Here is a 22090-nt window from a genome sequence, read left to right on the forward strand (position 1 = left end):
AGGGCACAATTCAGTTATAAAAGTGCAGATTTTACACGCACAAAAACAAGCAACATACGGGCATTTGGTCATATTTTTCTACTACATCGATGTAGTGAGCTGAATTTTAGAGCCGGAAAGCCTTACGAAGTAATTACTTCGTAAGGCTGATCAATGATATCTTTGGTAAATAAAAATGCGTTTTGCCCGAAAAAAGGAAAGGCTATGAATTATACAGCCACAACCAGAAGCTAAAGTGCTCTTATTTCTGAGGTGCGGCAGAATGAATCTTGTTCATGCGTTTGGTAAAGGATTCCAATTGACTTTTAAGCTGTTTTATTTGCTGCGTATTTTCCTGATTAATCAAATCTTGCTGTTTTTCTTTTTTGTCCTTTTCAATTAAGTACAGGGTCAGTTCTTCCACTTTTTTTAGCAGAAGCTTATTCATCTCCCCCAGGTCAATACCTTCTTTGGCCACCTCATCTGCTGACGGCACGTCCGGAAGATGCTTGTTTTGATCAATGTAAGTTTTCACTTCTGTTAGTGATGGCAATTGGTACGCTTTTTCAAAAACATAGTCTGACCATCCGCTTTGCATTTGAACCGTTACAGCTTCTGCAATAGCCTTCCCCCCAACAGCCAGAGCATATGTAGCCGCCTTAGCATTGTTGGTAACATTAATAGCAAGGCGTCCTGTTAACTCATTGGTGTAAGTTGGTTGCTGAACCTGCATTGTACCTGCAGTAGTAATGACTTGCGGATCGCCTAATGTTAGCGTAGGTCCATTACCGGTTACATAACGCAAAAATACGCGAACCTGCTTCCATGGGTTTGGACAATTGGCTACCAGTATTGCCTGATTAGCTGATATGGATTTCAACTCAAGTGTAACATTAGGAGTAACAACATCCTGTTGTATCCCAAAAGTTGAGTTAGTAAAATTTACATATAATTTAAAATTTGCCACTAAAGGTTGTGTATATCCCCAATTACTGTTACAATCAACAATTTGGCCTACTATTGAAATACCGGTATAAAGAGCAACAGCGCTTGTGTTTAATGTAGCAACAATTCGCTCGCCCGTTATATCTGTTCCGCTTTGATTCCATTCATATAATGTTGTTTGGGTTTGATTCGTTTGAGCATAGGTAAAGGTTATTACTGTCAAAAAAAGACAAATAAACGTTAAACAGGTTTTTTTCATGAATAAGGGTGGGATTGATAGTAAAAAAACGAAGAAGATTTTCTTTTATATGTATATTGTGGTGAACACAACACATTGACGCTCAGAGATACAAAATGGAATGTAAAAACTTTACAGGTCATCACACGGATAAGGTAATTTTAAGCGGGACTAATATATACCTATTTATGCTAATAACCTATCTCTCGATAAAAATATCAGGCAAATAAAAAACGGATAAACTTATTCATAGGGTGTTAATATTATGGTTTGACCTCATCCTGAAATCATTTAAATGGTATATTTTTTAAATTAATGATTTGCGGAATAAAGGTCAAACACATAAACTCTATAAATGCGGCCTACAAAATCCTACTTCATTATAAACCCCGTCACCATGGTTTCCATCAAAGCCGGTTGCCGGTAAAAAATGATATGGTCAGAATTTGGGATAATAGCCAGCTGTGCTGTTGGCAGCAGTTTATAAATGCTTACAAAACTTTCAATAGGGTTATATCTGTCGCGGTCGCCCGCAGCAACCAAAACAGGGCATTTAATGCTTTTGATTTGTTCGGGAGTAACGGTGGTTTGATTGATCCAGGCATGCTTGAGCAGTTCAACAAAATCGCCCCAGCGTTCAGGTTCGGGCATTAGCTTTTTTCTTTCACGTACAAACTCCGGCATATCACGTTCGAGCGAAGCACCCGATAGGCGCTTTAATTCATCCATTTCGCCGGGACGGTAGCTTGCCGATGAAATGTTTCCTCCTGCAAATACCAGCTTCCTCACTAAATCGGGATGACGAAGGGTTAAGTCAAGGGCTATCACTGCCCCGTCACTGAAACCAATGAGTGTGATGCAGTATTTAGTAACCTGGCTGATCACTGTATAAGCATCATCCGACATCAGTTGATAAGTATAAGGCTGATGCCCGATCTCTGATTTGGTATGCCCGCGCGTAGCAATAGCTATCACCATAAAGTTTTTGCTTAATACAGGGATCAGGTTTTCATATTCGGAGATCTCACCGTAAAGCCCACCGTGCAGCAGCACCAGCGGCTTGCCCGTTCCATAAGTTTCGTAATAGATACGGGTACCATCTTTAACTTTCACATAGTTACCTGCAGTCGGGTTATTGCCATAAGGAATGGTTTGCGCTTCAACTATCGTCGGAATAAAAAACAACAGTATCAATAAGATCTTCTTCATAGCCACATTAATCAAAAGCTTTAACAACAAGATTTTTGTAAGCACCCGACGGACAGTTACCATGCCAGTAACCTACAGCGCCACTTTTTAGAGATGGATCAAGCGCGGTATAAACCATAGCAGGCTTTACAGCACCATCAACATAAACCTCCATTTTGCTACCCTGCACAACTACCTTTACGTGAAACCATTTATTTTGCGGAATTATAGCTTTAGCCTGGTATTTCGTTGCCTCATAATCCCACCAGTTAAATTCGGTCTTTTTTTCGGGCATATACTGGATAGCATTGATAGTACCCGATGAACCAGGCCTGAAGTAAACCGTTTCATAATGATGTGCATCCCGGATACGAAAAGCCAAACCCACAAAGCCACCTTTGGGGATAGTGCAGGCTATATCCATTTCAATAACACCGTCTTTAAAATTCAAACCGGGTTTGTAGGCTAAACTGGCCGATTTGTAGTTCTGAATTTTCCGCTTGATAAGTAAGGCCTTTTGCCCGTCAAATGTGCCCAGCTCATAGTCGAGCGTATCGTTTTTAGGGATGACCCATTGTTTGGGATTCACAACGGAAAGGTCGTGTATTTGAGACTTTTGCTGTGCCTGTATTTTTACTACGGCAAACAGTACTAACATTAAGATTAACTTTTTCATGATGATTGGTTTATAATTATTGGGTGATTACAAGGTTGGCAAAATCGCCGGGAAGCCCTGATGACCACAGACCGATAAGTCCTCTTTGGCGGTTATTCAGTTTTTTTACTTTAAGCGATGGCTGATCAGAATGATTAACGTACACAGTAATATCATCGGCATTAATCACGATGCGCGCGTGAAACCAGGCCGTAGCCTCCGGAAATGGGTTCACGGCATTTTCATAAACCAAGGGATGCTCTTTTCGGAGTTTATCCCATGGAAAATCCGGCTCACTGATGTATTGTACCGTATGTTTACGACGTAAAGTATCCGGGGTCTGAAAATTAAACGGGCGAAAATAGATTACATCATTGGTTGTGGTATCGATACCGTGGAAGGCTATGCCTAAAAAGCTTTGCTGAAAAACATCCCTCCCGCGTAAATCAACTTCAACAATGCCTGTTTTAAAATCAACGTTCTTAAGCCATAAAATACCATCAGTGGTTATACCTTGTTTGCTGCCATCGGTAACTTCTGTAACAGTTTGCCGTGGATAAGCTTTTATCAGCTTATTTTCCTTAAGCAGGCGGTTAATATCATAAGTAACTTTTTTCTGCTGGCTGTAACAAAAACTGCCGCCAAGCGTCATGCTTATTAGGGCAATTAATAAAATCTTGTTGTTCATGGGTTTTGGTTTTAACTTTAGTCAAAACTTGCAAATTGCCTTTACAATAACGCTCAAGCGACATTTCAAGTTAAGTTCAAGTTTGTTCAAAGCATTTTAAGGATCTTTTAAAACCACATTATTACCTGTAGATCAATGGAAAAGGAAAAACAATTGCTTTTGCTATGCCGGCAGCTTATTGAGCAAATGTTAAACTGGGGCGATAGCAGTATTTGGGGCAATGACGACTTTGAGCAGCTGAGCCAACAAATTTTTGATAAAACCCGGGTTCAGCTCAGTGTATCAACCCTGAAACGGATCTGGGGCAAGGTGCGCTATGAAAGCTTCCCCAATGCTGCCACGCTGAATGCCCTTGCTGGTTTCCTCGATTATACCAGTTGGCGCGATTTCAGGCAGCACTACCAGGTTAACGGTGTAGTTGAACAACCTGCAGAAACCATTAGCCATGAAATTCCATTTCCTCCGGCAATCCCCCCTTCAAAACCTCATATGCGATATGTATGGTTTGGGAGCGCTGTATTGCTGGTGCTTGGCGCGTTATTTTTCATGAGTAGCAAGCGCAATAAACCTATTGATCCGGCTTCAATTAAGTTTAGCAGTAAAAAGGTTTCTGACGATTTACCAAACTCCGTGATATTTAACTACGATGCTTCGGCCTTTCACTCTGACAGTGTTTTTATCCAGCAAACATGGGATCCCAACCGACGCGAACAGGTTCCCGGAGATGGCAAACAGTTTACCTCCATTTATTATAATCCAGGCTATTTTATTGCCAAGCTCATTGTTGATGGATATGTAAAAAAAACAACATCGGTATTCATTAAAACCAAAGGCTGGAAAGGCATCCTTGATCATCAACCTATCCCCGTTTACCTATCTCCCGAAGAAATTAAAGGGCAGGGATTTATGGGGATTGACGCCAAACTGATGCAGCAAAAGTTAGGTATACCTGTTTTTAACAACACCTGGGTAAAGTTTGCCAACATCCGTGAGTTTCCGGGCATCAATGCGGATAACTTTACGATGGATTGTACCTTACGCAATTCCTCAACACCCGGCGAATCGGCCTGCGCCAAGGCCGATCTTACGATTTTAGGTAATGGTACTGCTATCGTGATTCCGATAGTAAATAAGGGCTGTATATCTGATATGGGTATTTTAACCGGCACAGCCTGGGTTAGCGGCAAAGATCATGACCTGAGTGCTTTTGGTACGGAAATGTCGCAATTTCAAAACCTGCGCTGCACGGTAAAAGATCATTTCCTGAGGATCTACCTCAACAGCAAGCAGATTTTTGAATTTAAACAAGCTAACACTATGGGGCGTATTGTAGGTATCCGGTTTGAATTTGAGGGGCCCGGCGAGGTTAAACAATATAAGCTGGAAACACCCGGAGGTGCTGTTTACGCGGAGCAGTTTTAGGAACGGCCCGTTCCCAGGGACTCAGCTACATCATAATTAAAAAACGTCATTGCGAGGTACGAAGCAATCCCAAACTTTACAGAGCGGCTCTGCTAATCGGGGATTGCTTCGTACCTCGCAATGACGTGGTTTTAAGTATTTGTTTTTAATTCATCGAATTATCCGCAACTTTAATATCATATCCCTGTACAAGCAAATCGCTTACAGTTGCGGTGAAAGGCTTGATAAACTGTTCAATCTTAGCATAAGCTCCTTGTACTTCGGTATCATTTTGCGGATCAAAAACCAGCTCGTCCAGGCTGCTGATCACTTTATTATCACCATGGTGTGCGTCGGCAATTAAAAATATGCCTTTAGCATCGCTATTGTGATCGGGATGATTGGGTTCTGTTTGAGCATTAATGGAAAATACCAATCCGTAGTCATCATCAGAGATATTTTTCAAAACAGTAATTTCCAGCACCAGGCAAAACGCGCCATTATCGCTGTAACATTGCTGCGTGTACTGGCATTTGATCAGGTCCTGAAAATCATTTTCGGCCTTTAATCTTATTTGCTCGTATAAATCAAAAACTGCTTCAAATAAATCCATAATGAGGTGTTAGTCCGGTAATCCAAAACAAACATAACTATCTCCCGACTTACTTCCAATTTTTCCGCCGCCGCAAGCAATAACTACGTATTGTTTACCATCAATTGAATAAGTTGCAGGGGTAGCATAACCGGCAGCCGGTAATTGAGCCTCCCATACCACTTTACCGGTATGTTTATCAAAGGCGCGGATCTTTTCATCCTTAGTTGCAGCTATAAATATCAAGCCCCCTTTGGTAACCACCGGACCGCCATAGTTCTCGGTACCGGTTACCGGGATCCCTTTTTTGCTCAGCTCCGCAAACTCGCCCAAAGGTACTTTCCAAAGCAGCTTGCCCGATGTAAGATCAACAGCGTTGAGTGTGCCCCACGGCGGTTTAATACCAGGGTAGCCGTCTTTATCCAAAAAGCGATTATAACCATTCATAGCATATGGCACTTCATCAAGCACTTTCTTTTCTGTGGCAGAACTCACCGCACGATTACTGGTTGGTTCTTTTACTACCTCTTTCGCTGCTTTAGCTTCCGGAATTTTAAGCAGGAATGCAAGAAGGTTTTGCTTATCCTGCACTGAGATCTGCTTAAACGATGGCATCATGTTACGGCCGCTGGCAATAATGCCACTCACCTGCTCGGCTGAGTATTTTTTGCCGATGTTTACCAATGATGGATATGATGTGCCATTCCCTTTCAATTCCGCACCGTGGCAACCAATACAATTGGTATTATATACCACATGGCCCAATGCCTGCAGCGAATGGTCGCCCGCATTGGTTTTAGGCACATCTATCATGACCTGCGCCCACGGCATTTCAGAGCAATTAACGTATAGGATCTTGCTTTCAGGGTCAACAGCGGCTCCGCCCCATTCGCCACCGCCATCAAAGCCAGGGAAAATCCAGCCCCCTTCCTTACTTGGTGGGGTAAACATGATCCGGTTTTTAACCTGGTTATATTTTGCAAGCATTTCCTGGTGTACTTCGGGCGTACGGTCAGTAACATCCTCGGGGTTAAACTTTTGCCGGGCAAAAGGTTGCGGCAAGGTTGGGATCGGCTGTGTAGGCCAAGCTTCCTCACCTGGCAGGGCTTTTGTCGGCACAGGCGTTTCCACTATCGGAAATATCGGCTTACCATTCGTCCTGTCGAACATAAAAACATAACCATGCTTAGTGATCTGCGTTACGGCATCTATCTTCTTGCCGTCTTTAACAATAGTAACCAGGTTTGGATTTGCCGGCAGATCGCGGTCCCACAGATCATGATGTATGAACTGATAATACCATTTCAATTTACCTGTAGCCGCGTCAAGCGCCAATAATGAATTGGCAAACAGGTTTTGTCCCTTCCTGAAACCGCCGTAAAAATCGCCACCTACCGAACCTGTTGGGATATAAACCATCCCACGCTTTTCGTCCAGTGCCATGCCCGACCAATTATTGGCCCCGCCAAACTTTTTGTAAGCAGCAGTATCCTTCCAGGTATTATATCCAACCTCGCCGGGATGTGGTATGGTATGAAAAATCCATTTTAACTTTCCCGTGCGGGTATCATAAGCACGCACATGCCCCGGTGCAGCGTCGGCAGACTCTGATACACGGTCGCCAACAATCAATACATTTTTATAGACTACGCCGGGCGTAGTACCTGCCACAAACGATTTGGTATCCCTGTCCAGGTCCTTGGTAAGATCAATATAACCACCCTTACCAAATGAACGGATGGGTGTTCCGCTTTCCGCATCAATAGCCCAGGTTTTGGCGCCTACACTGTAAAAAATGCGTTTTTCACCACCATCATCATTTTGCCAGTAAACTACGCCACGGCTTACTTTATAATAAGCCATCGGATCGCCATTATTGGTGGTATCATCCTTGGCGGGATCAAAAAGCCATTTTTGCACGCCTGTAGCCGCATTTAATGCAAACAGCTTTAGCTTTGGGCTGGTACCATACAAAGCACCATCAACCATAATGGGGTTACACTGATTTTGGCTCCTGTTACCGGTATCCTTATCTGCAGTGCTAAAAGTCCACAGCTGCTTTAACTTGCTTACATTGTTTAAAGTGATCTCCTCGTTTGATGAATACCTTATTCCTTCTTTCGACCCGGCATAGGCCGACCAGTCGCTATAAGGGCTATTATTATGTTGATTTTTACAAGACGTATAAATGCCTGCCACTAAACACAGGGCTATAAAATACCGGGGCTTAATCATTTTTAAGACAATATTGGGTGTTAAACTGGTTGTTTATCAGGGTATGATACACGCTAAATGTATGAATAAAAATTATCTTATAAACAGAAAAGAGACTGTATCATAAATCATGACCAGCCTCTTTATTAACTTGTTCAGCCTGTAGTTTTGAAATGGATTGACTCTGCTAAAAAAGAGGGTTAACAGGGTTAACACAATTTAGGGTTAACATCCATCTATATATTTAATAATCAAGTAATTAAGTGTTTACATATCAAAAAACATGTAAACACCTCTTTTGTATAAATATTTCAATTCGTAGGTAACATAACGCCAAGTGATCAAGTTGATTTGTGACACAGGCTTTTCCTACATTAAATCTCCGTTTTAAACGGACACAACATCATCCAAACAGGAAAACAACGTTTACTTTTTCACCAAACTAACCGGCTCAACTTCCTGGCTTAGCAGTTTTCCAAAAAGCTCCCAACGCTTTGCCGGCGCTTTGGCGGTGCCCCCGTTTGATTCAATGTAGTTTTTCACCAGGTCCTGTCCATAGTTGTAATTGATAACGTAGCTGCGGTATTTTTTGATGAAACTGAGAGATTTCTGTGCAGTTTCATCATTCATAAGGCAATATTTTTTAAGGTATGACAATGCCTTATCCTGGCTCATGGTATTATTGATCAGCCCTCTGGCGGCTTCATTACGGGCGTAATTCAAAGTACCTTTTATAGCAAGCGCCTTGAAATACAGATCGACACCTGCGGTATCCAAACCGGCCAGCGGCAATAGCACATTTTTAGCAAACTTGATTTTATCGTCACCCGGGAAAGCTACCTCGATACCGTAATTAGCACTACCCTCAGCAATCAGCGACTGCGGACTGAACAGCGGATATAACGAGATTTCCACCCAGCCTTTATCATGGTAAAGATTTTTCTCCAGCAGCATATTGTATACATGATGGCCCGGATAACTTTCATGACTGCCAACATCAATGGCACGGTCAATAAAAATCTTCAGATCGGTGTTGATCTGTACGGTGCTTTTATAGCCGCCCTTATACCAGTTATAACCAGACCATGGCTTATTGGTCACATATTCCAGCGTAAATGTTTCGCTGGCCGGTAGCTGATAATGGGCAAGCGTGCGTTTACGCGCCTCAGCAATGGCGGCTTTTATAACCGGGTCTAATTTATCTTTCGGGATAATGAATTTATTGGCCAGCTTTTGAAACCTGTCGTTCACATTGCCTTTGCCGGGTAAAATGCTATCGAGCAGGGCTACCTGACCTTTAAAGAAATCATCGGTATAAACAGGAGCGGCAACACCGAATAACTCACGCGATTCTTCATCGAAAGGCCTTTCTTCACCAGAAAATATACGAATACGGCGACTGAATGCAACCAACTGATCGGCCATCCAATTGGCCCTTATTTTATTGGTATCAATTTTTGTGGTATTGGCTACCGTACGCAGATCATTCATCAAGCTATTTGCCGATGCCAGCAAACTATCTTTAGGGAAAGTTTTAAGTGGTTCCTGCTTAGGCTTTAATGAATCCGGGCCATAATAGGCATCTACAAAATCGCCATCATATTGCCCTATGGTAAGGCCAAGCTTTACATACTCAACAGCAAGGTGATTTAGTTTTTTATTTTCGAGCTTTTGCGCCGGGTCCTGCCCACATGAAAACAGCAATAACAAAGGAGCAAAAAACAATAGTTTTTTCATGGCAAATTATCTTGTGCGGTAAATGTGGCGCAAGATAATAATTCCATTTGTTATAAGCCGAATAGGAGCTGCAACGGAACCGTTGGGTAAAACCCGTTAAGGTTTCCTGAATGAATTAAGATTATACGTTACCCCTACTGCTACACCTGTAGACTGCAGTTTGATATCCGAATATCCAACACCCGAAATTGGCACTTTCATGTACGGTTGTACACTCACCCCCACCTTTGAATTTATTTTGTGCTCATACGTTGCGTTGATATTGATAATGCTTAATAAATAGCCCTTGCTATTTGGCACCGTATAAGTTTGAGGCCATGCAGCGCTGTTAGTACCGTCTGCGTAGTTATAAGTATACTTTTCGTGCAGCATCAGGTATGACGATAAGCCAGTACCAACCGATAGTTTATTACGGAAATTACCATAAACCTGGTAACCAATGTTTATAGGAATATCAAGCATTTTGCAATCGGCGGTTACATCGGTTGGATCGTGCTTAAAGGTATAAGCCGTACGGTAATTGGCAAAGCTTGTATTGTAAGGTTTTGACGAGTAAACAACGCCGCTGGTGATGGTCAGCTTTTTGGTAGCACCGAATGAAAGCAATACACCATAATTGCTTCCAACCTTACCCTGGAACGAATTTGTACCGTTTACATCAGATGAGGCCAGCGCCGTAATGGCCCATTGCGGCCTGTATCCAAAGCCTTGTTTAGTTATTTTCTTGTCTGGTTTGGATGCAGATGCGATAACAGGCTGCCTGTCGATATTTGTCTTAAAGTCAGGAACTGCTAAAGGCGCCGGTTGTATGTCAAGCGACAAGGCCCTGTTCGTCAGTAAACTTTCAATGGAAGCTTTATTATTTAAGGGATTAATTGAAGGATCTGTGTTTGCTATCAGCTCAGAAGGACGTGACATGATGGTATCACGACCAACTTTCCCCTTTTTGTTTGATCCCGTAAGGGGGTGATTAGCACCAACCACAGAAGGTGTCAAAACTGTTTGACCGGCTTTAAGATGATTATCCGTATTGCTGTTAGCTGCAACATTGTTATTTGTTGGCGATGTTGTTTTGATACTATCCGTAACCCGAGGGTGTTGCACAACGCTACCGTCGGTTGCCGGATTTGCTTTAGGAGTAAGGGGCTTCACTTTAGCCTGTTGTTGTCCTGATGTATTACTGTCCTGCGTATTAGGTTTAAAAAACAACCAGCCTAAAAACAGCAATAGCATGGCCGCTATACCGCTTGCAAGCGGTAACCAATAAACAATTCCACGGCGTTTTTTGCCCTGATCAAGCATTTGCTCAAGCGCATCCCAGTCATCCTCGTTAAACGCCCGATGATTTGCAGGATCTTCCAGCTGCTTCTTAAAAATGTTATCTAAATCCTCTTCGCTTTTCATCCTCTGATACCATTATTAAAAAAAGTGCTTCTTACATCTATACCTATGCCATTATAGGCCACAATCGGGTTAAAATCCATACCCCTGTTGTAATTGGTTTTATTAGCAGTTTCCTCTGCTTTTAATATCATTTGTTTTAGTTTATGCCTTGCCTTGTGCAAATTTGATTTAGACGTTCCGGGACTGATATTCAGCATCTCACCTATCTCTTCGTGCGAGTATCCGTCTATTGCAAAAAGGTTAAATACCGTACGATAAGCCTGCGGCAACTGCTGTACCATCGCCAGCAGATCTTCGTAATTTAAATTTTTATCGGTAAGGTCGCCCTCGCTCACGTTTTCCGCCTTCTCCAGGTCTTCGGTATAAGCCATTTTTAAATTGGCCCGGTAATAATCAATAGAAACATTCATCATGATCCTACCAATCCAGGCTTTAAACGGTCTTGAAGTATCAAACCTGTCTATGTGGGTAAACACCTTCATAAAACCCTGGTTCATAACCTCCGCAGCCTCATCGCGGTTGCCTGCATAACGCAGACAAATCCCCATAGAAAAGCCATAAAACGCTTTATAAAGCATTTTCTGACTTTTTCTGTCCTGCTTTACGCAGCCATTGATCAGTTGATGTAACTCTTCTTCGCCCATATGGGGTTTTATAAACTCAGAATGTAACGCATAAATTTAACCTAATCTACGCACATCACGGCAAGTAATATTAAAAGGTTGCCTCCCCAATAAAATATTTTTATTTTTTCTCATAACCGGGCAAAACAATGCTCAATTTTCACATATAAGAGGGATAGTTATACAAAATATGTACAAGTTAATGTATACCAAATAAATGCTTACTAATAATTATATTTTTGATAGTGAAGGCAACTGCCACAAATGTTTACTGCGTAATGTTCATACACTGAAAATCCCCGGCTGTTTTAAAGGCCTTTTATGAGAATCGAAATAAACCCAAACTTCCCGGTTAACAATTGTAAAATATGCGGGACACGCCCGGTGGTTGAGCAAACCAAAGACCGTTGGACCATACTATGTCCCCGCCCTATCTGTAAAAATGCTGTTTCTGATAGGCTGCTTAACGTAACCGAATGGAATAGGCAAAATCCATAATATTTTTTTGTTTGTTTAATTCAAGGCAACCATACACGGTACATGTACGATATATCTTAATAAAGGGCCGTAACAGATCCTTTATAATATATACTACTAATACTACTGCTGCATGGTACCAGTGTCTGTTGTGATCATTACTAAAAACGAAGCCGCCTTAATTGAGGATTGTATAAAAATGGCCCGTTTAATAACCGATGATATTGTTGTGGTTGATAATGACAGTACCGACGGCACCCCGCTCATAGCATCGGGTTACGGATGCCGGGTATTTCAAAAAAGCTGGGCAGGATATGGGGCAAATAAAAACAAAGGCATAGCACTGTCCCGCTATAACTGGATCTTAAGTATTGATGCCGATGAAGTGCCCGATGCCGACCTTGTTAAAGCACTCCATCATTTAAACTTTGATAAAGCAAATGTTGTTTACGACATCAAATTCAAATCGTATTTTGGTAAAAAGCTCATCCGTTTTGGTAATTGGGGAAATGATCACCATCTCCGTTTATTTAACCGCTCATTAGTAAAATGGGGTGAAACAGAAGTCCACGAAACATTGCTTTTACCACCCGATGCCGAAATTAAAAGCATAGCAGGCCATATCCACCATCACTCCGTAACCGATATTGAGGATTTTAAACGTAAAGCTATACTTTATGCCCAATTAAGCGCGGCCAAGTATTACAAAGCAGGTAAAAAAGCAACGTTTATTAAATTGCATTTTTCGCCCGCTTTTGGCTTTTTACGTAATTACATCATCAGGCTTGGTTTTTTGGACGGCGCCGAAGGCCTTGCCATAGCGCGTGTTATTTATAAAAACACACGCCTTAAGTATGTGTATCTGAAACGATATAAAGAGCAGCCTCGGAAACAAAACGACTACCGCAATGAACTGGTTATGGAACAGGCTTAGTCAGCACCTCCTGATAAAACTGCAGCGTTTGCTTCGCCACTATATCAATATCAAAATATCGTTTTACTTTTTCATTGCCCGCAAAGGCAAGTTTCAGCCGTTTTTCAGGATCATTAAGCAGTGTAATTATTGCTGATGCTAATTGCTCTACATGATCAGGATCTATCAACATGCCGTTGATATCGTCATCAACCAACTCCGGGCCGGATGTACGGTTTGAATTGATCACGGCCGTACCACAGGCCATAGCTTCCAATGGGGCTAATGCAAAGGCCTCGGCATATGAAGGGAATACGGCGGCTGCCGATTTAGTCAGATAGCCATAAAGCTCATCCTTATTAACATGGCCTTTGAATACAACACTGTTTTTTGCATGCTCTTGTAAAAAAGCAGTCACTTTTACCATAGGGCCTTTTCCGAGTATCAATAATCGCGCGTCCGGAATTTCGTTTGCAACTATATTCCAGGCTTTTGCCAGTTGAAAAACGCCTTTCTTTTGAACAAGGCTGCCTGTAAACACCACCTGTTTGTTATCACGCTCCGAATCATTCATAACCACGATATTCGTATCAATGCCGTTATACAACACCTTGATGGGTTTGCCGTACGATAGATAAACAGCACTTTTACCGGCAGTATAGGCGCTTGCGCTGCTTATAGCTGCTGCTCTGTTTAACATATCCTGCTCCATTTTCAAAACATGCGGGGCAACAGTTTTTCCTGCCTCGCTGTTGAAATAAGTTATAGAGCCGTTCATCTTAACAACAACCGGGACAGACAACTTTGGAAATGGCACGTACGAATTGCAAAACCGGATATAATCATTATAATCGGGCATTTCAACAATGTCTATTTGCCGGGTTTTGATGATTTGCTCGAGTTTTTTTTGATAGGCTGCCAAACTCCTTTTAATATCCCGCTCGGTTATACCGGTATCTAATAATACCCTGTTAACCAGTCGTGCGCTTAGTGCCTGCTGGTTTTCAAATAACCTGCCATCTATCCCCCAGCGGTACCTAAAAACCCTTACACCTTCATCTTCAAATTCATCAACACCTCCGTATCCGCGGCTGTATAGTCCGGCAATTATGACTTTGTGCCCCAGCTTTGCCATATGCCTGGCTATAAGCTGTACATAGGTGCCAATGCCGCCATGCGGCCCGGGAGGATATTCATCGCACAGATATAAAATGTTCATTGCGCCAGGAATTGTTTACTGTTTTGAATGGTATGCCTGCTTAGCTGCCTCGATACCACAGCAATTACCAGGTAAAAAACTATCCCTAATAAAAGCCTTAACAAAAAATGAATGTTTATGGAGGAGGCAATAAACCAACCGGCCAAGGCAGCAGGAAATAACAATACGAATGGACGTAGGCTTATATGCATAACATGTTTATTTACCAGCCTGTAATAAAGTGCAGCCTGTAATAAGTTGGTAATTAAAAATGCCACAGCCGACCCGATACCGTTAAACAGCGGGATCAGTACCAGGTTAAGGGCAATATTTGTTATAGCGCAGCTTACGGTAACAGAAGATACCGCTTTATACTTTTTAACACTAAAACTAAGCGACCAAAGCAGGTTTATAAAAAACTGCAAAGGTATACACAATGATAATATCAGAAATTCGGTGGCATCGGTCGCGCCGTATTTTCCGCCGGTTATCATGCCAACTACGGGTGTCCAAAGTATGTTAAAAACAAGCGGGAGCAGCATAGCCAATAGTAATTCGGCGGTATTAAAGGCATTTATCTGCTCTTGTAATTTGGCAGATGGTTTTGAAACCATCAACCGGGATAAACGCGGTAAAATAACCGGGGCTATAATAAGCATGGGGAGCCGGGTAAGTTCGTAAGCGCGATAAGCAAAGCTATAATCGGCTAAAACGGCTTTGCTTGCCATAAAACCCAGCAATAGCCAATCCATGCGCGAAAGGCTCATATCAAATATTACAGATACGTATTGTGCAGCAGACTCGCTCAGCAACTTCTTATAAGCCTGAAATCGAAATTTAAAGCTAAAGCCGGTGTTGGCGATAACATAAATGAACAGCGCCAGCAATTCGGCCCCGGCAGTGCATATCATTACCATAATGATGGAATGAACCTGTAGCTGATGAACAGCCACAAGATAAAAAGCGCCACAAACCCTTAAACTATTGCTTATAATGGCGATAACACCATAGGGCGTAAATTTTTCTTTAGCGTTTAAAAACTGCTTTAGCGGAATACCCAAAAAAAGCAAGCCCTGCGCCATGAAAAACCAGGGCAATACCTGATAAATGTCGCTGCGCAATGCCAAACTGAGCAGCCATAAAACAAGAAGCGCCGCAAAAAAAGCAACCAGCGAATGAAACAGAAATGCTGCTGCCGCCCAATCAGACCGTTGCGAGGCCGCTATACGACGGATCACCACTTGCTCCAACCCAAAACCAAGTATTGTAGTAATAAAGATAGACAGAGCGTTCATCCAGCTGATGATACCAAAACTGTCCTTACTCAGATAAACAGAAATAACATAAAAAAAGATACTGCCAAGCACCTGCAAGGCAAGCGCCTGCAAACCCGACGAAAAAAACCTGATGAACGCTTTACTTCTGAGCAATGCCTTGTAGTGTTTATACCCTTATACTATTGTTTTTACCGGCCGGTTGCCTGTAACATTTTTATATACCGGTTAAATATCTGCATATATCGGCACAATGCCGAGGCAACCATTCCTTTTTTTGACACGTAACTATTTAAACAAAACAATCACGAACGGGCCTGCAAAACCGGGAATAGACATCAATAAATACAAGAGGAATAATGACAATCAGCTTGCCGGGTTTTGATATTAAAAAATGGAAAAATTATGCCGATTGGCGGATGTTGATCTTCCTGTTGCTTTTCATCAACGTTCATATTCCATTTAAAATAGCCGCGCTCCTTTTTGCTTACATAAGCCGCTTCAATTTCCAATTTGGTTTTAAGCTACGCAATTCAAGGCTTCCGTTGTTTTATTTGCTTGTTTTCCCGGTAGCCGTTCTTGCTGCAATCATTAACCAAAATTTCATCAACCTGTATTATATACCCGTTTTTGGATGGGCATTGATATGTTGGGCACTGGCCTTGCTGGCTATTCACCAGGTTAAGCTTATGGTTGATGGATCCGATAGCGAAACCATTTACCGAACACTGATCATCTTTTTCATCGTAAACGCTATCTTTTCGGCGGCCAACCTGGTGCATATCATGTGGATCACCAAAAGCATTAATCCCTATGCTTATATGGGAATGCACCAACGTTACTTTATAAACACCGGCGATGATGTTATGGGTATCAGCTTTGATATTTCATCAACCAATGCCGTTCTGTGCGCTTTTGGTGTGTTTTACTTTATTTATAAACGCAACCTGGCCATGATGATCGTGTGCATGAGCACACTGGCGCTTACCTACAGTAACCTGATCAGTATTTTGTTCCTGCTTACCCTCGCATTTATATTCATTTTCAAAACTACACGCAATCAAAAAAGTATGATCGTGGTGGCATTGTTGATCTATATCGTTTCCATGGCCAAAATATCGCCGCAAAATGGTAAATACCTTAACGAAGTTACTGCAAGCGCCTTACGTGAAAATCGCCCGGAAAAGCAAACAGCAACTATAAGCGATGCAACCTCTCGCACAACCAATGTATTGAGCAGAGATGAACGTCGCAGAAAATTCGCTCAAAATTACCTGGATAGCCTGAGCACCATTAAAGCCCGCCAGGAAAAACTAAGCGCGCTTGATAAAAAAATTAAAGGTTTGCCGATCACCGATTACGGCCGACTGTACATTCCTGAACCCAACACTCATTTTGCCGAGTTTTATAATACCGGCGAGATGACGCCTGACAGACAGCAATTGCTTGATTGCATAGCTATCCATCGGGATCAATTGCCACTTTGCCATGTTGAACCATTCCTGCCTGCGCTGCCCGGTAAAATCACCGGCACCGTACAAACGTTTGATTACCTGGTTGCACACCCATTGCAAAGTATAGTTGGTTTAGGGCCGGGAAACTTTTCATCTAAGATAGCTTTCAGGGCTGCAGGTGCAGGTATCAGGGGCGACTACCCCAAAAACTATATTTATATCAACCCGGCGTTCATGCGCAACCATCTCGATCTGTACCTGAGCTTCTTTAGCAAAAATGCAGAGTTCCGTTCGGTTCGTAATAACCCCTACTCTACTTACGACCAAATGCTAAGTGAATATGGCATCCTCGGATTACTGGCCCTCATCATTTTCTATATCGGCTTTTTTGCACGGCACTATAAAAAACTAAGCTATGGACTGCCCATACTAATGATGGTAGCGGGCATATTTTTTCTTGATTACTGGTTCGAGCAACTCTCGGTGCTGGTAGTTTTTGAGCTCATGCTATTCCTCAATATAAAAGAAACCACTTTATCTGATTTGAAAACAAAAACTACAGTGCAGGAGGAGCTGGCTTATGCATAACCCTCAAATTACTGTTTTAATGCCGGCCTATAATGCCGGTAAATATATCCGCGAAGCTATTACATCGGTACTTGAACAATCATTTACCGATTTTGAACTGCTCATTGTAAATGACGGATCAACTGATGATACGCTGGATGTCATCCGATCATTTAATGATGAGCGCATAGTGGTTTTAACCCAGCAAAACAAAGGTGTAGCCGCGGCGCTAAATACCGGCTTACTCAATGCACAGGCTCCCTATATTGCCCGTTTTGACGCCGATGACGTATGTTATCCCTACCGTCTGCAGGTCCAGTATGATTTCATTAGCTCGCATCCTTATTACAGTGTTATAGGTTCGGGTGTTGATTATACCGATGTGCATGGCGATCTGATATTTACCTGGCAGCCAGATGCTTTGAGCCATAATGAAATCCGCCAGCTTAGCTATAAAATTTGCCCTTTTATCCACTCCAGCGTGTTTTATAAACGCGATGTTATTTTAAACGCGGGCGGCTATAACGAGTTGGCCTACACATTTGAAGACCACTTTTTGTGGGCAGGTATCCTCAAACACGAAAAAGCCTTTAATCTCAATCAGCCACTCATTAAAGTGAGGCTCAATGCCGAGTCTATCACTATTGATGAAAAATGGCGTACCGGCAAATTCAGGCAGATCAAATATAATACCCTGCGTAAGCTCAGCATCACTGAAGCTGAAGGGCGGCAACTATCTGAGATCGGAATAAAACAATTATCTCCACGCATTAAAAAAGGGGCCTATTATGCCCTTATAGGCAAAAAATACCTGTGGAACAATTACCAGCCGGAAAAGGCAAGAAAAAACCTGATCAAAACATTATCTATCAGTCCGCTGCATATTAAAAATTACTTTTTACTGCTGATGACATTCCTGCCCGAACGTACACTGATCAGGTTATATCATTTGGCCAAAGGCAACTTCCACTTAGAAGAGCCGGAACTGCCAACCGCTGTTTTAAATCAAAAGGAGTTGAACTATGGCAGCTAAAAAGATAAAATTGTTTGTTGATGCACACTCCTTTGATAAAGAATTTCAGGGCGCGCAGACTTTTATACGTGAACTATATAATCACCTGCTGGCCGAGCGCCCGGACATAGATATTTATATCGGCGCGCGCGATACGAATAATATTCGCAAACTATTCCCGCTGCTGCCGCCGCAAAACATACTGCCTTATAAAAACCGTGGTGTAAATATTTTGCGGTTTGTTTTTGATATCCCGGCATATATCAAAAAATATAGGTTTGATTTTGCTCACTTCCAATATATCAGCCCTAAAAAAATAGCTGGGTGCCAATATATTGTGACCATGCATGATATGCTTTTTAATGATTTCAGAAAGGATTTCCCAATTCTGTTCAGCATACCACGCAACTATCTTTTTGGCCGGAGCATTAAAAGTGCAGATATAAAAACCACTGTATCTGACTATTCCAAAAGCCGTATTTGTGATTATTACCAGATCCCGGCAGATGAAATGCACATCATCCAGAACGGGGTAAGCAATTCGCTGCTGCAATACCAGGCCTCAAAGCAAGAGGCTGAAGATTGGGTAGCAAAGAAATTCGGCATCAGGAATTTTATCCTGTATACCAGTCGTATTGAGCCCCGCAAAAACCATCTCTTATTACTTCAGAAATATTTAAGCCTGAAGTTATATGAAAAAGGTATCAGCCTGGTATTCATCGGTAAGGCATCAATATATACCCCGGGGCTAAACGAGCTCATCAAAAGCCTCACTGCTAAGCAAAAGCAATTTTTCAGGTGGATACCACAGGCAGAGCAGGCTGATCTGGCAGCATTTTACCGCGCCTGCAGGTTGTTTGTATATCCTTCAAAAGCCGAAGGTTTCGGTATCCCGCCGCTTGAAGCGGCCATTTGCGGTGCACCAGTGTTGTGCTCGTCAGAAACAGCGATGAAGAACTTTAACTTCTTCGCGCCATATGCTTTCAATCCGGCCAATCAAGCCGATTTTGAGCAAAAACTGGCATTTGCTGTTGAGCAGCCACCCAGCTATGGCTTCACCAGCCGGGTGGCAGAGCACGTTGCTCATCAGTACCACTGGGAAAAAAGCAGTATCATATTTTACAATTTATTACAAGCAAACTTTCATTGTCATGAAACTAAAAATAGCGATTTTAGGAACGCGGGGCATCCCGAACTACTATGGCGGGTTTGAGCATATTTCAGAATATGTATCGGCAGGTTTCGTAAAAAAGGGCCACTCGGTTACCGTTTATAATTCGCACAATCACCCTTACAAAGCCGATACCTGGAACGGTGTCAACATTGTTCACTGCTACGATCCTGAGTATCTTGTAGGCACTGCCGGGCAGTTTGCCTATGATTTTAACTGCCTTATGGATGCCCGCAAACGCAAGTTTGATGTGGTGCTGCTTATGGGCTATACCAGTAGTTCGGTTTGGGGGCACCTTTATCCGCCAAACAGTGTCATCATCACCAATATGGACGGCCTGGAATGGAAACGCTCCAAATACTCAAAACCAGTGCAAAAGTTTTTGAAGTATGCCGAAAAGCTGGCCGTAAAACACAGCCAATATTATATTTCCGATTCAAGGGTAATCAGATCTTATCTTAAGGATAAGTATGAGGTTGAGAGCCGCTATATTCCCTATGGTGCCGATCTGTTTTCGGAACAGGAGCGTGAGCAATTTAACAAAAGCGAAGTGCTTAAGGAAGATTACTTTTTACTGATGGCCCGCATGGAGCCGGAAAACAATATCGAAACCATTTTGGAGGGTTTTAATAGCAGTTCATCAAAGAAGAGCTTTATGGTTTTGGGTGATACCAGTAACCGTTTTGGCAAATTCATTACCCATCGCTTTAAAAACGATGATCGGATCCAGTTTAAGGGGGCAAATTTTGACAACTCGGTGGTACGCGCACTACAGAACAACAGTTACCTGTATTTCCACGGGCATAGCGTAGGGGGCACTAACCCTTCATTACTTGAAGCCATGGCCAGCGAAGCCCTCATAGCCGCGCATAATAACCCCTTCAACAAAGCTGTACTTAACTCAGATGCTTTTTATTTTGATAACGCGAATGAAGTTCGGCACCTGGTTGAGAATGTACAGCGTAAGGATACCGAACGCGAAATGGTAAAGAATAACCTTCACAAAATTCAATACCAGTTTAACTGGGAGGTGGTGATCAACGACTACGAAGATTTTATACTGGAATGCTATCGCAATCAACATGAAAAACCTGCTAAAGCCTGATGATACGCTGAATAACAGGATCAGCTATTACCTGCTGATGCTATTGCTACTGAGCCTGCCGTTCAATATGTTTTACAGCCACCTGTTGTTAATAGGCCTGGCAGTGCATACTATTATACAAATCCGTAAAATCACGATAAAGCCATTATTAACAACCGTAAACTTTGCTTTAGCTGCTGTTTTTTTAGTGACACTGATCAGCACCATTTACAGCACCAATAAACCGCAGGCTTTTACAGAAGTTGGCAGGCAGGTTACCATTTTGCTTATCCCGCTGATATTTTGCTTTAACCCGCTCGATATAAAAAAGTACCGGACCAACCTGTTACTGATATTTTCGGTAGGATGTACGGTTACCATCGCGTATCTTTTTTTGCAGGCGCTGATTACCATCAGGTATTATCATTTACCCTTAAAGGCATTGGTATCCCCAGCCTTTACCAATCATAATTTTTCCGAACCATTGGAGATCCATGCAACCTTTTTCTCCATGCAGATAGCGATTGCGTTGGTATATCTTTTGTATGTTTTTATAAAGGAGAATTCTCCGAAGCTTAAGGTATTTTATTTGCTGTGCAGTTGCTTGCTGGCAGCGGGCATTATCCAGCTTAGCTCAAAATCGATATTTGCAGGGATAGTGATTATCCTGACCGTTTTTATACCATGGTTTATGTTGAGGGGACGGATACGCTTAAAATATGTAACGATAGTTACGTCATTATTGATTGTAGTAATGGCAGGCATTTTTACCACGCGTGCCTTTCGTGAAAGATATGTTACTGAACTTAGAAAAGACCTCAGCAAATCTGCCGGTGCCCAGCTTACCGACCCGAGGCTGGCGCGTTGGGGTGTGGCTATGAGCGTAGGTGCGCAATCGCCGGTTATAGGTCATGGGGCTGGTACCGAAGTTGGTTTACTTAAAGATCCTTTTTTTGATCATCAGTTTTACCGGTCGTACCTCACAGGACTAAATTCGCATAACCAGTTCATTAGTTTCTTTATTAAATCGGGAATTACAGGCTTGCTTATTTACCTGTTTGTACTTGCATTCGGCATCAGGGTAGCCATTGCAAAACGCGACCTGTTACTGATGGCCTTTATGATTATCGTAATCAGCGTTTCCTTGTCCGAAAACTTCTTAGATGTAGATAAGGGAATCTTTTTTTATAGCGTATTTTTCTCATTATTAATATTTTCCGCAAGTATTCTGCCAGCGGAAAATCAAGCGAAAAATATTGTGTAACTACTTTGTTAA

General features: G+C 42.3%; 19 protein-coding genes. 8 read left to right on the forward strand and 11 right to left on the reverse strand.

Annotated features, from left to right (window positions below):
- Nucleotides 1–241 precede the first annotated feature (241 nt).
- The 4 genes from EAH55_RS16620 to EAH55_RS16635 form a co-directional block, all read right to left on the reverse strand.
- Nucleotides 242–1183 (reverse strand): hypothetical protein, encoded by a 942-nt coding sequence (locus tag EAH55_RS16620; RefSeq protein WP_121810623.1) that lies wholly within the window; start codon nucleotides 1181–1183, stop codon nucleotides 242–244.
- Between the two features lie 351 nt (nucleotides 1184–1534).
- On the reverse strand, nucleotides 1535–2371 hold the full coding sequence (locus EAH55_RS16625; protein WP_162996909.1) for an alpha/beta fold hydrolase: 837 nt from the start codon (nucleotides 2369–2371) through the stop codon (nucleotides 1535–1537).
- Nucleotides 2372–2378: 7 nt separating this feature from the next.
- Entirely contained in the window at nucleotides 2379–3026 is a 648-nt protein-coding gene (locus EAH55_RS16630) for a LamG-like jellyroll fold domain-containing protein (RefSeq protein WP_121810625.1), read from the reverse strand.
- A gap of 16 nt (nucleotides 3027–3042) precedes the next feature.
- On the reverse strand, nucleotides 3043–3693 hold the full coding sequence (locus EAH55_RS16635; protein WP_121810626.1) for a hypothetical protein: 651 nt from the start codon (nucleotides 3691–3693) through the stop codon (nucleotides 3043–3045).
- Nucleotides 3694–3828: 135 nt separating this feature from the next.
- On the opposite strand from EAH55_RS16635, the gene EAH55_RS16640 reads away from it, so the two are divergent.
- Entirely contained in the window at nucleotides 3829–5115 is a 1287-nt protein-coding gene (locus tag EAH55_RS16640; RefSeq protein WP_121810627.1) for a hypothetical protein, read from the forward strand.
- 145 nt (nucleotides 5116–5260) lie between these two features.
- Here EAH55_RS16640 and EAH55_RS16645 read toward each other — a convergent pair whose 3' ends face one another.
- The 5 genes from EAH55_RS16645 to EAH55_RS16665 all read right to left on the reverse strand — a co-directional run bounded on the left by EAH55_RS16645 (nucleotide 5261) and on the right by EAH55_RS16665 (nucleotide 11685).
- Nucleotides 5261–5707 (reverse strand): hypothetical protein, encoded by a 447-nt coding sequence (locus tag EAH55_RS16645; RefSeq protein ID WP_121810628.1) that lies wholly within the window; start codon nucleotides 5705–5707, stop codon nucleotides 5261–5263.
- 9 nt (nucleotides 5708–5716) lie between these two features.
- Complete coding sequence (locus tag EAH55_RS16650) at nucleotides 5717–7921, reverse strand: outer membrane protein assembly factor BamB family protein (protein ID WP_121810629.1); 2205 nt, start codon at nucleotides 7919–7921, stop codon at nucleotides 5717–5719.
- A gap of 405 nt (nucleotides 7922–8326) precedes the next feature.
- Nucleotides 8327–9637 carry a hypothetical protein gene (locus EAH55_RS16655; RefSeq protein WP_121810630.1) on the reverse strand — a complete coding sequence of 437 codons (1311 nt, stop codon included), beginning with the start codon at nucleotides 9635–9637 and terminating at the stop codon, nucleotides 8327–8329.
- 96 nt (nucleotides 9638–9733) lie between these two features.
- Nucleotides 9734–11041, reverse strand: a complete 1308-nt coding sequence (locus EAH55_RS16660; protein ID WP_121810631.1) for a hypothetical protein — start codon at nucleotides 11039–11041, stop codon at nucleotides 9734–9736.
- A complete protein-coding gene (locus tag EAH55_RS16665; RefSeq protein ID WP_114938436.1) occupies nucleotides 11038–11685 on the reverse strand; it encodes an RNA polymerase sigma factor in 648 nt (215 codons plus the stop codon). The genes EAH55_RS16660 and EAH55_RS16665 overlap by 4 nt, the downstream gene beginning before the upstream one ends.
- A gap of 300 nt (nucleotides 11686–11985) precedes the next feature.
- Between EAH55_RS16665 and EAH55_RS30950 the strand changes: the two genes are divergently transcribed.
- Both EAH55_RS30950 and EAH55_RS16670 read left to right on the forward strand, forming a co-directional pair.
- Nucleotides 11986–12162: a hypothetical protein gene (locus EAH55_RS30950; protein WP_162996910.1), complete on the forward strand. Its 177-nt coding sequence runs from the start codon at nucleotides 11986–11988 to the stop codon at nucleotides 12160–12162.
- Between the two features lie 112 nt (nucleotides 12163–12274).
- On the forward strand, nucleotides 12275–13075 hold the full coding sequence (locus tag EAH55_RS16670; protein ID WP_121810632.1) for a glycosyltransferase family 2 protein: 801 nt from the start codon (nucleotides 12275–12277) through the stop codon (nucleotides 13073–13075).
- Here EAH55_RS16670 and EAH55_RS16675 read toward each other — a convergent pair.
- Together EAH55_RS16675 and EAH55_RS16680 are read right to left on the reverse strand one after the other, a co-directional pair.
- Nucleotides 13059–14273 carry a glycosyltransferase family 4 protein gene (locus tag EAH55_RS16675; RefSeq protein ID WP_121810633.1) on the reverse strand — a complete coding sequence of 405 codons (1215 nt, stop codon included), beginning with the start codon at nucleotides 14271–14273 and terminating at the stop codon, nucleotides 13059–13061. The two genes, EAH55_RS16670 and EAH55_RS16675, sit on opposite strands and share 17 nt — an antisense overlap.
- Complete coding sequence (locus tag EAH55_RS16680) at nucleotides 14270–15682, reverse strand: oligosaccharide flippase family protein (RefSeq protein ID WP_121810634.1); 1413 nt, start codon at nucleotides 15680–15682, stop codon at nucleotides 14270–14272. The genes EAH55_RS16675 and EAH55_RS16680 overlap by 4 nt, the downstream gene beginning before the upstream one ends.
- Before the next feature lie 203 nt (nucleotides 15683–15885).
- Between EAH55_RS16680 and EAH55_RS16685 the strand changes: the two genes are divergently transcribed.
- The 5 genes from EAH55_RS16685 to EAH55_RS16705 are packed head-to-tail and all read left to right on the forward strand — an operon-like array spanning nucleotide 15886 to nucleotide 22078.
- Nucleotides 15886–17568, forward strand: a complete 1683-nt coding sequence (locus EAH55_RS16685) for a hypothetical protein (RefSeq protein ID WP_121810635.1) — start codon at nucleotides 15886–15888, stop codon at nucleotides 17566–17568.
- Complete coding sequence (locus tag EAH55_RS16690) at nucleotides 17561–18580, forward strand: glycosyltransferase (protein ID WP_121810636.1); 1020 nt, start codon at nucleotides 17561–17563, stop codon at nucleotides 18578–18580. Before EAH55_RS16685 ends, EAH55_RS16690 begins: the two co-directional genes overlap by 8 nt.
- A complete protein-coding gene (locus tag EAH55_RS16695) occupies nucleotides 18570–19772 on the forward strand; it encodes a glycosyltransferase family 4 protein (RefSeq protein WP_121810637.1) in 1203 nt (400 codons plus the stop codon). Before EAH55_RS16690 ends, EAH55_RS16695 begins: the two co-directional genes overlap by 11 nt.
- On the forward strand, nucleotides 19711–20835 hold the full coding sequence (locus EAH55_RS16700) for a DUF1972 domain-containing protein (RefSeq protein ID WP_121810638.1): 1125 nt from the start codon (nucleotides 19711–19713) through the stop codon (nucleotides 20833–20835). Before EAH55_RS16695 ends, EAH55_RS16700 begins: the two co-directional genes overlap by 62 nt.
- On the forward strand, nucleotides 20813–22078 hold the full coding sequence (locus tag EAH55_RS16705; protein ID WP_121810639.1) for an O-antigen ligase family protein: 1266 nt from the start codon (nucleotides 20813–20815) through the stop codon (nucleotides 22076–22078). The genes EAH55_RS16700 and EAH55_RS16705 overlap by 23 nt, the downstream gene beginning before the upstream one ends.
- Nucleotides 22079–22090 lie beyond the last annotated feature (12 nt).

Origin of the sequence: Mucilaginibacter kameinonensis (genome assembly GCF_003675385.1) — a bacterium.
Classification (GTDB): Bacteria; Bacteroidota; Bacteroidia; order Sphingobacteriales; family Sphingobacteriaceae; genus Mucilaginibacter; species Mucilaginibacter kameinonensis.